Below are 14,415 nucleotides of genomic sequence, written 5' to 3' on the forward strand. Positions count from 1 at the left end.
CAGCGCCGGACCAGAGCCGGACCCGTCGGACCGCGTCGGTAGCGTGTCAGCTGCCATGTCTGACCGTGCGAATACTCCCGCCTCCCCCGCCCCGACCGGCGCATCCTTCGCCGCTGCCGTCTACGCCTTCGCGGTGATCATGCTGGGCACCACGCTGCCCACGCCGCTCTACGCGATCTACGGCGAGGAACTCGGTTTCGGCGTCACCACCACGACCGTGATCTTCGCCGTCTACGCGGCCGGCGTCATCGCTGCACTGATCGGTTTCGGACGCTGGTCCGACGTCATCGGCCGACGCAAGATGCTCATCGCCGGCGCGATCCTGTCGGCGATCAGCGCCGTCGTCTTCCTGACCGCCGGCCCGGTCTGGCAGTTGCTGCTGGGCCGCGTACTGTCCGGCCTGTCCGCAGGCATCTACGCCGGCGCCGCCACCACGGCGGTCATCGAACTGGCCCCGGCCTCGTGGCGCGGCCGCGCCCCGGCCGTGGCGACCGCCGCCAACATCGGCGGCCTGGGGCTCGGACCGCTGATCGCCGGACTCCTCGCCGAGTACGCCCCGTCCCCGCTGCACACCCCGTTCGTGCTCGATCTGGCCCTGCTGGTCCTGGTCTTCATCGGCATCTGGCGGCTGCCCGAGACGGTCGACGTCGTGCCGGGCGCGCGGCTGAGCGTGCAGCGGCTCTCGGTCCCGGCCGACATCCGCGGCGTCTTCGTCCGGGCGTCGATCGCGGCGTTCGCCGGGTTCGCGGTGATGGGCACCTTCACCGGCGTGATGCCCTCCTTCGTCACGAACATCCTCGGCATCGACGACCACGCCTTCACCGGTTTCCTGGTGTTCGTGCTGTTCGCGTCCTCGGCCGTCACCCAGATCGTCGTGCGCCGGATGCCCACCGAACCGGCCCTGATCGCCGGCTGCGCCATCCTCATCCTCGGGACGGGCCTGTCGATCCTCGGACTCGTCGCCGCATCGACCCCGGCGTTGCTCGGCGGAGCGGTGATCTGCGGTGTCGGGCAGGGTATGTCGTTCAGCAAGGGACTGGCGTCGGTGGTCGCGGCGACCCCGGCGGGCCGCAAGGCCGAGGTCACCTCGACCTACTTCGTCGTCGCCTACGTCGCGATCTCGATCCCGATCGTCGGCCAGGGGATCACCGCGCAGCACTGGGGCCTGCGGCCCGCCGGGATCGCGTTCAACATCGGGGTCGCCGTGCTGGCCCTCGTCGCACTCGTACTGACCATCGTCTCGGTCAGGAACCTGGCACGCCCGACTCGTTGAGAACCGACACGAGGCGCCGGAACCGCACGCTGCTGACGAGATCCTCGACGAGGACCACATCGCCCTCCGCATTCGCCAGTGGTACACGCCAGTTCGGGTACTGGGTGCTGTCGGTACCCGGTTGGTTCTGAATCCGCCGCTCCCCCACCGCATCCACGAGGGCGACGCTCAGCAGCACCGACGGGGTACATGCGATCACCGCGTACAGCGCGTCGACGACCGCGGGATCCGTCAGCGGTGTGTCCCGGGACAGCAGGCCGCGTTCGTAGGCCAGTTCGAGCACGGCGTCGCGTTCGCGCGCATCGCGCTCCCGCTCGGCGTCCTCGCCGGAGGCCAGCAGGCCCAGCCGCGATCGCAGCGCGATGTGGTCGCCCGCCAGATATCCCACGGTCGGGGGCAGGTCGTGCGTCGTCACCGAGGTCAGACACAGCTCGCGGTAGTCCTCGGGCGGGATCGCCGCGTCGGGTCCCTGCTCGAACCACAGGATCGAGGTACCGAGGATTCCCCGTTCGCGGAGCGAATCCTGCACCGACGGTTCGAAGACCCCGAGATCCTCACCGACGACCACGGCGTCGGCGCGTTGCGCCTCGAGCGCCAGGATGCCGATCAGTGCCTCACTGTCGTAGTGCACGTACGTCCCTTGCGCGGGACTGCTCCCGTCGGGAATCCACCACAGCCGGAACAGGCCGAGGATGTGGTCGACCCGCACACCTCCCGCGTGCCGCAGGACGGTGCGGATCATGTCGCGGTACGGCTCGTACCCTGCCTCGGCGAGGCGCCGCGGATGCCACGGCGGTTGGTCCCAGTTCTGTCCTTGCTGGTTGAAGCCGTCGGGCGGCGCCCCCACGGTCGCCCCTGACGCGAGCACGTCACCGAGCGCCCATGCGTCGGCGCTGTGCCGGGCGACACCCACCGCGAGGTCGGCCATCACGCCGATCCCCATGCCCGCGGAGCGCGCCGCGTGAGCGGCGGTGGCGAGTTGCTCGTCGCAGAGCCATTGCAGCCACATGTGGAAGTCGATGCGGCGGGCCAGTTTCCGGCGCTTCTTCGTCAGGTACTCGCGGTCGAGGAACTTGCCGTGCCAGCGCGGGTCGTCGGCGTCGTAACGCTCGGCGAGCGCGCACCACGTCGCGAAACGCTTGAGGCCCTTGCCCTCCCGACGCCGAAACTCGCGGTACGCACCGGCGCGGGCGGGGGCGAGCGGGACGCCGTAGATCAGTTCGAGGGCCTCCATCTTGGCGCGGAAGGCCTTGTTGCGCCGGATCTTGTCGGTGGCGGTGTTCTCGGCGAGGAAGCTGCGACCGAGAGCCCTGACCGTCTTGCGCTGCGACTTCGACAATCCGTCGAGTTCGGGGATGTCGGTGATCCGGATGTAGAGCGGATTGACGAAGCGTCGTGTCACCGGCAGATACGGTGACGCCTCGATCGGCGCCTGCGGCTGTGCGGCATGCAGCGGATTGACCTGGACGAAGTCGGCGCCGTACGCGCTCGCGGCCACCTCGCAGATACCGGCGAGATCGGCGAAGTCGCCCACGCCCCACGAATCCGCCGACCGGATCGAGTACAGCTGCACGGCAAGGCCCCACCGCTGCCGGCCGGTCAACCGGTCCGCGGTGTGCAGGCGGCGCGGCGTCACGATCAGCGGCGCACTCGCTGCCGACGAATCGTCGAGATCGAGCGCTTTGATCTGGTGATACCCGGGTGGCAGGTCATCGGGCACGGCGAACGTCGCGCGCCCGACGAGCACGGCGTCGACCTCGCGCGGTTCGACCCAGACGTCGAGTTGCGGCGCGGCGACGTCGTCGCCGGTCTCGCTGACGATCCACACCTTCACCAGATGTCCGTGCGGGACATGGACGGCGAACGTGGCACCGGACCCCTCGGTCACGACCGTCACCGCAGGCACGAATTCGCGCCACGGTTGGTCGTCGATCTCGCGGATCGACTCCTCGATCTCCTCGTCCGACCCGGCGGGCACCTCGAGGGCCCGGAGGACAGCGACCAGGGTCTCGGGGTCGACGTCGTGGCGCTTCTCACCCCAGCCGACGTAGTCGGTGGCGACACCGTAGCGGTGCGCCAGTGCGGTCAACCGATCGAGGTTCACATCAGCCACCCGTGCATGATCGCAGTAATTCCGCACGCGCGCCGTGCTCGTCGCCCGGTTCCCCCGAGAGCACGGTGCTCACCCGAACAGCACCCCCGGATTGAGCAACCCCCGCGGGTCGAGTGCCGTTTTGATCGCGCGCATGGTCGCGAGATCGGTGGTGTCGCGGCCGAGGTGGGTCCAGGCCACCTTCGCGCGCCCGATGCCGTGCTCGGCGCTGATACTGCCACCGTTGGCGGCGACGATCCCGAACGCGGCGTCCGTCACGGCAGTCGTCTGTTCCGCCGGGACGTCGAGCAGATTGACGTGGATGTTGCCGTCGCCGATGTGTCCGAAGAGAATCGGCCGGCAGGGGAAGGGGTCGTGGACGCCGACCCGGGACAGTTCCGCGAACGCCTCGGGCAGGGCTCTGATCGGCACCGAGATGTCGAGTTTGACGACCGGCGTCGAACTGGAGCGGGCGATGGCCTCGGTGTGACCTTCGCGACCGGCCCAGAGTGCGCGGGCGGGCGCCGGCTCGAGCACGGCATCGATGATCCCGGCGGTGGCGTCGAGGAGTTCGGTTGTCGCCGACTCGATGTCACCGGTTCCCGACAGCTCCACGAGGACGTAGAACGGTCCGGACGTCGTGGTCGGTCGCCGATGCCCGTGCCGAGCCACGAGCTCGACACCGGCGTCGGTCATCAGTTCGGCGGCCTCGACTGTCAGCCCCGCCGACGCCGCCGCGCCGAGCAACTCGACGGCGTTCTCGACACGTTCGACCGACGCGACCGTGGCGGCCGCAGGCGGTGCGACGAGCCTGAACAGAACGCGGGTGATCACCGCGAGGGTTCCTTCACTCCCGGCGAGGAGAGACGGGAGGTCGTATCCCACGTTGTCCTTGACCAGCGAGGTCCATCTGCGCAGGACGCTGCCGTCCGCGAGGACCGCCTCGATCCCCCGGATCTGCGATCTCGCATTGCCCCGGCGGATCATCCGCGTGCCACCGGCATTGGTCGACACCACCCCGCCCGCGGTCGCGCTCTGCCGGGAGGCGAGGTCGACGCCGAACGCCAGACCGGACTGTCTCGCCCGGTCATCGATCGACTCGACGGTCGCGCCGGCCTGGACGCCGACGCAACGGCCGACGGTGTCCACGTCGTCGATGTCGGTCATCCGCACCGTCGACAGCACGATCAGCGGATCTGCCGACCCGTCGCGCGCCGGTGGTACCGAACCGCCGACGAGCCCGGTGTTGCCGCCCTGTACGCAGATCCGCACCCCCGAGCGGGCGCACCCGGCGACCACGCGCGAGACCTCGTCGGTGGTACGGGGGCGGACTACCGCGTCGGCCCCACCGCGGTACCGGCCGGTCCAGTCGGTCAGGAAGCCGGCCATCGCGCCGGGGTCGGTGAGGACATTCGTCTCGCCGACGATCTCCCGGAGCGAGGTCAGGACTCCGTCGATCTCCGCCGGCGGGATTGGGTCGGGATCGCCCCGACGAGAACCGAGATCGTCAGGACCGTGGGAACGCATCGAGGATCGGGGTGTCGCCGTCGTTGAACTCGATCACCTCGTGCACCGACGCGGGATGGCCGATCACGGCGGCCGCGACCTGGGCGACATTGTCACGGCTGACCTCGTCACCCTCGACCCGGTCGCCGCCGAGCGTGATGCTGCCGCTGCCGTCCTCGTCGGTCAGCTTGCTGGGCCCGAGGATCGTCCAGTCGAGTTCGGTGGATTTCAGGTACCTGTCCGCGGCCGCCTTGGCCTCGGCATAGGCGTGGAATGAGTTGTCCTCGGGCACACCGTGATCGGGTCCGGCGCCGAAGTAGGACACCATCACGTACCGGCGAACCCCGGCGCGCACGGCCGCGTCCATGGACCGGATCGCGGCATCCCGGTCGACGGCATACGTCCGCGACGCATCCCCGCCGCCGGCGCCCGCGGTCCACACCACGGCGTCGTGGCCGGAGATCGCGGTCGCGATGCCGGTGGTGTCGAGGGTCTCGACGTCGGCGACCACGGGTGTGGCGCCGGTGTCCGCGACGTCCTCGGCGTGTTCCGGATTGCGGATGATCGAGGTCACCTCGTCGCCGCGGGCCGCCAGAATTCTGGCCAGCCGCAACGCGATCTTGCCGTGTCCGCCGATGATCGCCACTCGAGTCACTTCGATCCTCACTTTCGGTTGTCTGCTTGTGCCGTCGCCAGTCTCGTACCCAATCCAACGTACGCACATGCGCTGGGCCGGCCCATTTCCTGCGGACACGACTCCGCCCCGGTGCCGAAACGTGGGCGCCGGGGCGGAGTCGGGCTGTACGGGTCCGAAGAGACCTCTAGACGCGGGTACGGCCGCGTCCGGTCACCAGCTTGACGAGGAACAGCAAGATGCACGCACCGGCCAGACAGGTGATGAAGCTGAAGATCCACCCTCCGCCCTCGACGTCGACCCCGAACAGGGTCAGCAACCAGCCGCCGAGGAGGCCGCCGATGACACCCACCACGATGTTGAGGATGATCCCCTGCTGCGCATCGGTCTTCATGATCTTGCTGGCGATCCAGCCGGCCAGTCCACCGATGATGATCCACGCGATGATGCCAATTCCCAGCATGTCTACCTCCTGAGGTTCGTCGTTGATCCGTTGTGTGCGACTCGTTTGGGATCGCGAAGATCCCTCGAATCGCTACAAATCGGAACGTACCCAGGCATGCAGCGGTTGAAACAGCCTCCGCGTGAAATGTGTACACATCGAGACCGGACCCGTCACCGGATCGAGACCAGGGCAGGCCGAGACCAGGGCGGACGACTCAGGACAGCCGGCTCAGGGGCAGGTCACCTTGATCTCGTACGACTTGGTCACCTTCTCGGTCGGGTTGGCCAGATCGATGCCCGAGGCCTCACCGCTCACCGTGTACGTGTCACCGTCCTTGGTGACGTCGGCACTGCCCTCTCCTACACCCTTCTGATAGCCCAGGGTCACCCCGTCGAGCGAACCCAGACCCACCGATTCGACCTCGGGCGAGTCACCCGAGGTCAGGACGACGCCGATACCCGAGCCCCCACCCGAGCCGATCCCGATGGTCACCTTGCCCGCGGCGTCGGTGCAGCCGACCGTCTTGTCCGCCAGTTCCAGTTCCTTGCCGTCGACGGTCACGGTGGCCTCCGCGTCGGTGCCACCCGAGGCCGAGTCGTCGGAACCGCATGCGGTGAGGGCGACGGCCAGTGCCGCGGCGCCGAGAACCGAAGTGATGTGCACTTTGCGCATGATGGGAGGTCTCCTGAGGAGTCGACGAGGTGCCACCGGTCGGCGGCTGAGATGAATTTAGACGCCTGAGCTGCGGTTCGGCGTCAGTTGATCGAATGGGCGAGGGAACTCGCCGTGGTCGCGGAGAGTTTGGCGTCGGCCTCGACCATGACCGCGCGGGTGAGGTCGCGGAGCTGCTCGTAGTGCCCGTGGTAGCCGTACTTCGCGTGCACGCTGGGCCACGACGCGAACTCGGCGGCCGCACCGATCGCGTTGGCCTCGTGCACGTACGCGGGTAGGACGTTCTGGATGGTGGGGTCCCGACGGAGTCGCCGCACCGTGTCCTGGTGGAGTGCCGATCCGGCACGGTACTTGGTGATCACGACCCCCAACTCGACGATGTCGCGCCCCAGTTCGGCGCCGAAACCGGCGACCTGCCGCTGGACGTGTGGGATCGCGTACGTGGACAACACATCGGGGATCGTCGGGATCAGGTACCCGCCGGCCATGGCCAGGCCGTTGAGACTGAACGGTCCGACGTTGGGCGGGCAGTCGATGAGGATGTAGTCGTACCTGCCGGCAACCGGGTCGAGGACGTTTCCCAAGACCTCGACGGCCGCCAGGTGATCGTCGGCCGCGACCCGATGGGCGCTCAGCTCCTCGGCCAGTTCGATGAGGTCCAGCGAGGACGGCAGCAGGTCGATCCCGGTCAGTCCGCTGACGGTCGAGATGTCGCGCTGCACGCTGCTCTCGAGATCGAAGTCCCGGGTGCCGTCGAGTACGTCGGCGAACAGTGTCGCGACGGTCTGCCGTCGCGCATTGCACGCGAGCCAGCGCTCCTCCCCGATCATCATGGTCGTCAGGTTCGTCTGCGCGTCCAGGTCGACGAGAAGGACCTTCTTACCGAAGACGCCGGCGAGAAAATCGGCGAGCGCTCCGGTGAGCGTGGTTTTCCCGACCCCGCCCTTGAGGCTGATGGTCGCGATCACCGTCGGCATGATGTCCCCGGTCTGCTCGGTCGTCGTGCGTCGCGAGTCAGATTACCGAGCCGACGCCGAGGCCACCGGGCGTAATCGGAACCCCGTCCGCCGGAGGTCGCCCCGTCGGGAGTCCTCGATCCGAAGTCCCGCGGTCGAGATGGGGTCCGGCGAACCTGGCGAGCCCATTCTGCGAGAATTCTCCGAATCTGTGACAATGTTCGCGTCGAGAGTATTGATGGGTTATTTCGGTGAATTCGATATCCGTATTCGGAATTGGATGAGAAACGATCATCGAAACAAAGCCTCGAATTCGGCGACGTGCGAACTCTCGTGAGCACCGACCCGCAGAATTCCCACGTGGAAGGACAACCGTATGAGTATCCGAGTCCGAAAGGTCACCGCCGGCCTGGCGGTCTGCGCCGCGGCGGCGTTCGGCGCCGCCCTGGCCCCCGTCGCCGACGCCGCGCCGGCCGATGTCACCGCAACACCGTCCGTGTCCGGGAACACCGTGACGCTGACGGTCACGAACAATGCGGGCAAGCGCATCGGCTGCGAGATCGTCGGCGTCCCGGCCGGCGGCGCCCCGACCAACGTAGTCTTCGGATACCAGACCCCCGAGGAGCTTGGCGCGCTGATCACCACCGGATCGTCGAAGTCGTTGCCGCTGCGGATTTCTCAGGGCACTCCGCCTGCCCCGACCGGAACGACGACGATCCCGGACGGTGTTTACGACATCTACTGGGGCTGCACCACGATCACCCTGCCGCCGGGCACCGGGGCAGCCGAGGAGTTCTGGGGCACCAACCCACCGGTGACGGGAACGACCCCGACGGTCGCCGAGCCGATCCGGGTGACCGTGCCGGGCGGCGCGGCGACACCCCCGGCGCCGAAACCCGACGCCCCGGCCGCCCCCGGTCTGCCGACCATCCCGGGGCTGCCGAACATTCCCGGACTCCCCGAGATCCAATTGCCCGCGGAAATCTGCACGACGTCGTCCTGCCTCCCCGTCGGATGACCTGCCGGGTGTGACCGCTCGCCCGCGGTCACACCGGCGGAGTCTGTCACCGAAATCCGCGGTGTGTCCGATCGAATATGTGCCGACAGCGGCCCGGTGAATCGTGCGCGGGCGAGGGCATGGCGCGAATCCGCGGATTCGTCACCGGGGATTCGCCGTCGAGATCACCGTGATCTCGATTCGCCGCGACCGGCGGCGAAGGGGGTCTCACCGGGCGAGTGATGACCGGTTTGGGCAATGCACTTCCGGGACCCGGGTGCGGTTGTGCATACTTCGACCATGCCAACATCCGATGTCACGCCTCTGCATCTCGCGGCCGAAGGCGGCGGGGCGGCGCTCGATCAGGTCTTCCTGATGTCCGCGGTGGCCGCCGTCGTGTCGATCGGTCTGCTCTGGATCGGATACCTGCACCGCACACGCAAGATCACCTGGCTGACGACGTTGTCCGAGTGGGCCGCGCGCCGCGTGAACCGGCCGCCGTGGGCGGCCCTGCCGATCTTCCTGTTCACCAGCACGATCATCTGCGCCCTGTTCGGCTTCCTCTGGGATGTGAGTCTGCACATCGGCGATGGCCGCGACGAGGGACCGCTCGCGAACCCCGCGCACTACTTCATCCTGGTGGGCCTGTTCCTGCTGTTCATCTCCGGCATGCTGTCGGTGTTCCTGCCGTTCGACAAACCCGGCCGCTCGGCGGTCCGGATCACGCGCCACTGGTATGCGCCGGTCGGTGGAATCCTGTTGGCCGGCTGTGGTTTCTACGCGTTGCTGGGATTCCCGCTCGACGACGTCTGGCACCGGATCTTCGGCCAGGACGTCACACTGTGGGGGCCGACGCACCTGATGCTGATCGGCGGCGCGGGTCTGTCGCTGATCGCGGTCGTGATCCTCGACCGGGAGGGGCGGGCCGCGATGGGTCCCGACGCCCCGCAGGACGGGCGGAGTCAGTGGCTCGTACGCTGCCTGGCCTTCGGCGGACTGGTGATCGGGATGTCGGTGTTCCAGATCGAATACGACTTCGGTGTCGAGCAGTTCCGTCTCGTCCTGCAGCCCATGATGATCGCCGGCGCCGGCGCATTCGCGCTCGTGGCCGCCCGGATCAGCCTGGGGCCGGGCGCGGCGCTCGTCGCGGCGGTGTTCGCGATCCTGTTGCGCGGTGTCGTCGCCGTCGTCGTCGGACCGGCTCTGGGCGCACCGATCAACGTGTTCCCGCTCTACCTGGGCGCGGCCGTGGTCATCGAGCTGCTCGCGCTGACCCCCCTCCTCAAACGCCGGGTGCTCTTCGGCGCGGTGGCCGGTCTGGGCGTCGCGACTCTCGGGCTCTGGATCGAGTCGTGGTGGATCGCCGCGGCCTATCCGTTCCCGTGGGTCACCGGAATGTGGGGCGAGGCACTGGCCATGGCCATCCCGGTGGGGGTCGTCGCCGGAGTGTGCGGCGGACTGCTCGGCCTCGTCAGCGTCGGCGAACGACTCCCCCGACGCTGGATCAGTGTCACCGCCGTCGTGCTCTCGGTCCTGGTGATCGGCGGCGCCGTCGCCAACGGGCTGCGGGTCTCGGTGCCCGCGGACACCACCGCGCGCATCGTCCTGACCCCCACCGGCCCCAACGCGGCCGCCGAGCAGAACGTCACCGCAGAGGTCTTCCTCAACCCGACCGACGCACTCAGCGGTGACCCGGAATGGGTGACGCTGATGTCCTGGCAGGGCGGGATCGACAACGACCGCGGCATCGTCATCGACCGCCTCGAGCGGGTGGGCCCCAACCGGTTCCGGTCCACCGAACCGATGCCGGTGTCGGGATCGTGGAAGACCATCCTGCGGGTGCAGGACGGGACCACCATGGCCGGTGTACCCGTCTACCTCCCGGCGGATCCCGCGATCGGCGCGGAAGGCGAACCGGCGCAACAGACGTCGACGAAGCCGTTCGTCGCGGAGATCTCGATCCTGCAGCGCGAGCGCACCTTCGACTACCCGTCGTGGCTGTTCGGTGCCGCGTCCCTGGTGGTTCTCGTGTGCTCGCTGCTGCTCATCGCCGCACTCTCCTGGGGGGCCGGCCGGGTGAACGCCCGCGAGGCGACCTCGGGCGCACGGGAGCCAGAGCTCCAGCCGCAGCCGTGACCGGTTCCGCGGCGGCCCTTGCCGTCCACCATCTCGCCACCCATCCGCTCGTGCTGGCCCTGCCGGCCGTGATCCCCGCGTTCCTGCTGGTGGGCGTCATCGTCACGATCGCGATCCTCGACCGCCGTCGCGGGGACGAGGACGAGGACGACGGTGACGCCGCCGGCACCGGTGGCGTCGATCACTCCACCGACCCGGATCCCACCGCTCCCCCGACCCGGAACGAGGCCGATGACCCCGCCCGCGAGGCCGACTGACACTCTGCTCGCCCACGGACTGGGAGGTTCGGAATACCTGCCCGTTCCGCTGACCGCGGTGTTGATCGGCTGCGCGTGGGCACTGACGATCTCTTTCGCGATCATCGCCTTCGCCTGGCGCACACCGCGGTACGGACGACCCGACGCCGGCCGTGAGCTTCCGCCGTGGGTGACGACGACCGTGGACAACCGCTGGGTTCGCGGTGTGATCAGCGGACTCGCGGTGGTGCTCACCGCCTGGCTCATCGTCGCCGCCTTCGGGCCCGACACCGACGAGAACCCCCTGCCCGGCGCGTTCTACGTCCTGCTCTGGGTCGGCATGACCGTGCTGTCGGCGCTCCTCGGCCCGGTGTGGCGGTTGTTGTCGCCGGTCCGGACCGTCCTTCGCCTGGCGCAGGGCATCGCGGGCCCGCGTGTCGTCGGCCTGACGGACTATCCGCGACGTCTCGGGTGGTGGCCCGCAGCGCTGGGTCTCTTCGCCTTCGTCTGGCTGGAACTGGCGTCTCCGGACCCGAGTTCGGTGGCATCGGTGCGGATCTGGTTGATCTGCTACCTCGTGATCACCTTCGCCGGTGGCGTCGTCTTCGGACTGCGCTGGACTGATCGCGGCGACCCGTTCGCGGTGTACAGCACGGTCGCATCGCGTCTGTCCCCGTTCGCCCGGAACCGCGAGGGTCGGGTGATCGCCCGGAGTCCGATGAACTCGCTGACCACGCTGCCGGTGCTCCCGGGTACCGTCACGGTCCTCGCGATCCTGCTCGGCTCCACCGCCTTCGACAGTTTCTCGGCGATCCCGCTCTGGCGGGATCTCGTCGCCGAGGGCGCGGGCGACAACCAGGTGATCGCCACCTGCTACTCGACCGCGGGCCTACTGGTGTTCATCGGCATCGTCGCGGCGACGTTCTGGACGGCCGCCCGCGCCGTCGGCGGTGTGCAACCGGATCTCCGGCGCCGCCTGCCCGGCCTGATGGCGCACTCGCTCGTCCCGATCGTGATCGGCTACATCCTCGCCCACTACCTGCAGTCGCTGGTCGAGCAGGGCCAGGAGACCGTACTCGCACTGGGCGATCCGCTGGGGCGAGGCTGGAACGTGCTGTGGCTCAGCGATGCCCATCCGGTCTACGTGATGTCGGACCATCCGACCGTCACCGTGACCCTCAAGGTGGCGTTCGTCCTCGGCGGGCACCTGCTGGGGGTCGCCGCCGCGCACGATGCGTCACTGCGGCTGCTACCGCGGAAGCACCAGCTGACCGGGCAGCTCACCATGATGGTGACGATGGTCTTCTACACGTTCCTCGGCCTGTACCTGTTGTTCGGCGGATGAGTTCGGCGGAGAGGTCCGCCGGTCGGTGGGCCGGGCTCAGTAGGTGGTCGGCGGGGTGCCCTTCTTGTTCGAACGGAACAGCATGTAGCCGCCGTAGAGGGCGAGTGCGATGAGGGCGATCCAGAACAGCCCCTCGAGCAGCGGGCCGAGGACGGCCAGCGCGATCAGTGCGACCGCGAGGACGCCCAGGACTTTCCAGAAGGTCATGCCGGTGGTGTTCGTCGATGTGCTCATGCGCCCAGTCTGCGCCCGCCGAAGCGGGAAAGCGATGGTCGAGGGCACTTCTGGGGCGAACTTCAGGGACTTCCCTGAGAGAGCCCCCACCGCGGGAACCCCTACCGCGCGAACCCCTACCGAGCGAACCAGGCCTCGGCGTTGCCGCTGAGTGCTTTCTCGATGCGCAGCGCGGACGTGTCGGTCAGGTCGGACGGCAGTGCGTCGGGTGCGAACCACGCGACGTCGGAGTTCTCGTCGTCGGCGGCGCGCGGATCACCGTCGACGTACCGCGCGAGGAAGCAGACGTCGAGATAGCGGGTCTGGTCGCCGTTCGGGTAGGTGATCAGCGGGGTGACGTCGATGCTGGTCAGCCGCACGATGTCGGCGGTGACCGCGGTCTCCTCCCGTACCTCGCGCAGGGCGGCCCGCGCCGGCTCCTCCCCCGGCTCGAGGACGCCGGACACGACGGCCCACTGCCCGTTGTCGACGCGCCGGGTGAGCAGCACGCGCCCCGAGTCGTCGAGGACGACGACGCTGACGCCGGACAGCCAGAGTTCGCGGTGACCGACCTGGGCTCGCAGATCGCGGATGAATTCGGGGATGGGCACCCCCACATCCTGCCCGGCGGGGTCGCACGGTGCCGAAGGAGCGCCGTCGGGGTGCGGGTCGGACGACGATCTCCGCGCCGCGCACAATGTGACCCATGAGGATCTCCCGACGCGCCGAAGGGATCGCACCGTTCCAGGCGATGGAGTACGCCAAGCGCGCGGCCGAACTCGAGGCGGCAGGTCACCCGGTCGTGAAGCTGAACATCGGCGAACCCGACTTCGGGCCGCCGTCTGCGGTTCTGGCCGCGGCCCGCGAAGCGACCGGGCGCCCCCTCGCGTACACCGGCGCCCTCGGTCTCCCCGCATTGCGCGAGGCCATCGCGGACTTCTACGGCCACCACTTCGGGGCCACGGTGGATCCGGCTCGGGTCGCGGTGACCGCCGGCGCGTCGGCGGCACTCCTGATGGCCTGCGCGGCGCTGATCGACCCGGGCGATGAGGTGCTCATCGGCGATCCCTCCTATCCGTGCAACCGTCAGTTCGCGCATGCGTTCGGCGCGCGGGTGAGGCTTCTGCCGACCACCCCGGCGACCCGGTTCCAGCTCACGACCGCCGAGGTCGACGAGGCGTGGACGGATTCCACCCGCGGGGTCATCGTCGCCACCCCCTCGAACCCGACCGGCACGTCGATGCCCTACGAGGAACTCGTGGCCATGTGCGATCTCGCTGCCGCGCGTGGCGGATGGTCGATCGTCGACGAGATCTACCTCGGGTTGTCCGACCCCGCCCCGAACGGACGGCCGCCGCGCAGCGTCCTGGCCGCCGGCTCGCCCGGCGTCGCGGAGACGGTGGTGGTCAACAGTTTCTCCAAGTACTTCGGGATGACCGGGTGGCGGTTGGGTTGGTGCATCGTCCCCGACGAACTCGTGGCAGTGATGGAACGGCTGGCGCAGAACTTCTATGTGTGCCCGCCGACCCCGTCGCAGTACGCGGCGCTGGCCTGCTTCACCCCGGACTCCCTCGCGGTCGCCGAACACAACCGCCGTGAGTTCGCGCGTCGACGCCAGCTCGTCGTCGACGGACTGGCCGATGTCGGACTCGAGGTGCCCGTCATCCCCGACGGCGCTTTCTACGTCTACCTCGACGTGAGTTCCACGGGGTTGACGTCAACCGAGTTCTGCGACCGGGTGCTCGCCGACGCCCACGTCGCCATGACCCCGGGCAACGACTTCGGCGTGGCGGGCGCGGACCGGTACGTCCGGCTGTCCTACGCCGCTTCCACCGACGACCTCACCCTCGCCATCGAACGGATTCGCACGTTCGTCGGCGCCGGTCATGTCCCACTTCGATGAGGAGAAA

The 14,415-nt window shown here is 68.7% G+C and carries 14 protein-coding genes; 6 read left to right on the top strand and 8 right to left on the bottom strand.

The window, feature by feature from the left end:
* The first annotated feature begins 55 nt into the window (after nt 1–55).
* Nucleotides 56–1,273: an MFS transporter gene (locus BCM27_RS18230; protein ID WP_004023458.1), complete on the top strand. Its 1,218-nt coding sequence runs from the start codon at nt 56–58 to the stop codon at nt 1,271–1,273.
* On the opposite strand, the gene malQ is transcribed toward BCM27_RS18230, so the two are convergent.
* From malQ to BCM27_RS18260, 6 genes are all read right to left on the bottom strand, one after another.
* Nucleotides 1,245–3,377: a 4-alpha-glucanotransferase gene (malQ, locus tag BCM27_RS18235; protein WP_004023459.1), complete on the bottom strand. Its 2,133-nt coding sequence runs from the start codon at nt 3,375–3,377 to the stop codon at nt 1,245–1,247. The two genes, BCM27_RS18230 and malQ, sit on opposite strands and share 29 nt — an antisense overlap.
* Nucleotides 3,378–3,455: 78 nt before the next feature.
* Nucleotides 3,456–4,892: an FAD-binding oxidoreductase gene (locus tag BCM27_RS18240; protein ID WP_004023460.1), complete on the bottom strand. Its 1,437-nt coding sequence runs from the start codon at nt 4,890–4,892 to the stop codon at nt 3,456–3,458.
* The gene (locus BCM27_RS18245; RefSeq protein WP_167550899.1) at nt 4,873–5,526 is read right to left on the bottom strand and encodes an SDR family oxidoreductase; all 654 of its coding nucleotides are present in this window, start codon (nt 5,524–5,526) and stop codon (nt 4,873–4,875) included. The genes BCM27_RS18240 and BCM27_RS18245 overlap by 20 nt, the downstream gene beginning before the upstream one ends.
* A gap of 166 nt (nt 5,527–5,692) precedes the next feature.
* Nucleotides 5,693–5,968, bottom strand: coding sequence for a GlsB/YeaQ/YmgE family stress response membrane protein (locus tag BCM27_RS18250; RefSeq protein WP_004023462.1), 276 nt, complete (start codon nt 5,966–5,968; stop codon nt 5,693–5,695).
* 210 nt (nt 5,969–6,178) lie between these two features.
* Nucleotides 6,179–6,622: a lipoprotein LpqH gene (locus BCM27_RS18255; RefSeq protein ID WP_004023463.1), complete on the bottom strand. Its 444-nt coding sequence runs from the start codon at nt 6,620–6,622 to the stop codon at nt 6,179–6,181.
* A gap of 83 nt (nt 6,623–6,705) precedes the next feature.
* The gene (locus tag BCM27_RS18260; protein ID WP_004023464.1) at nt 6,706–7,599 is read right to left on the bottom strand and encodes a ParA family protein; all 894 of its coding nucleotides are present in this window, start codon (nt 7,597–7,599) and stop codon (nt 6,706–6,708) included.
* 355 nt (nt 7,600–7,954) lie between these two features.
* On the opposite strand from BCM27_RS18260, the gene BCM27_RS18265 reads away from it, so the two are divergent.
* The 4 genes from BCM27_RS18265 (at nt 7,955) to BCM27_RS18280 (ending at nt 12,292) form a co-directional block, all read left to right on the top strand.
* Nucleotides 7,955–8,596: a hypothetical protein gene (locus tag BCM27_RS18265; protein ID WP_004023465.1), complete on the top strand. Its 642-nt coding sequence runs from the start codon at nt 7,955–7,957 to the stop codon at nt 8,594–8,596.
* Between the two features lie 279 nt (nt 8,597–8,875).
* On the top strand, nt 8,876–10,711 hold the full coding sequence (locus BCM27_RS18270; RefSeq protein ID WP_051987173.1) for a hypothetical protein: 1,836 nt from the start codon (nt 8,876–8,878) through the stop codon (nt 10,709–10,711).
* Nucleotides 10,708–10,968, top strand: coding sequence for a hypothetical protein (locus BCM27_RS18275; RefSeq protein WP_004023467.1), 261 nt, complete (start codon nt 10,708–10,710; stop codon nt 10,966–10,968). The genes BCM27_RS18270 and BCM27_RS18275 overlap by 4 nt, the downstream gene beginning before the upstream one ends.
* The gene (locus BCM27_RS18280; protein WP_004023468.1) at nt 10,943–12,292 is read left to right on the top strand and encodes a hypothetical protein; all 1,350 of its coding nucleotides are present in this window, start codon (nt 10,943–10,945) and stop codon (nt 12,290–12,292) included. The genes BCM27_RS18275 and BCM27_RS18280 overlap by 26 nt, the downstream gene beginning before the upstream one ends.
* Before the next feature lie 36 nt (nt 12,293–12,328).
* Here the strand turns inward: BCM27_RS18280 and BCM27_RS18285 are convergent, their stop codons facing one another.
* Together BCM27_RS18285 and BCM27_RS18290 are read right to left on the bottom strand one after the other, a co-directional pair.
* Nucleotides 12,329–12,526 carry a hypothetical protein gene (locus BCM27_RS18285; protein WP_033206077.1) on the bottom strand — a complete coding sequence of 66 codons (198 nt, stop codon included), beginning with the start codon at nt 12,524–12,526 and terminating at the stop codon, nt 12,329–12,331.
* 116 nt (nt 12,527–12,642) lie between these two features.
* A complete protein-coding gene (locus tag BCM27_RS18290) occupies nt 12,643–13,116 on the bottom strand; it encodes an NUDIX hydrolase (protein WP_004023470.1) in 474 nt (157 codons plus the stop codon).
* 95 nt (nt 13,117–13,211) lie between these two features.
* Between BCM27_RS18290 and BCM27_RS18295 the strand changes: the two genes are divergently transcribed.
* Nucleotides 13,212–14,408, top strand: a complete 1,197-nt coding sequence (locus BCM27_RS18295; RefSeq protein WP_004023471.1) for a pyridoxal phosphate-dependent aminotransferase — start codon at nt 13,212–13,214, stop codon at nt 14,406–14,408.
* The last annotated feature ends 7 nt before the right edge of the window (nt 14,409–14,415 follow it).

This window comes from Gordonia terrae, from assembly GCF_001698225.1.
GTDB lineage: Bacteria > Actinomycetota > Actinomycetes > Mycobacteriales > Mycobacteriaceae > Gordonia > Gordonia terrae.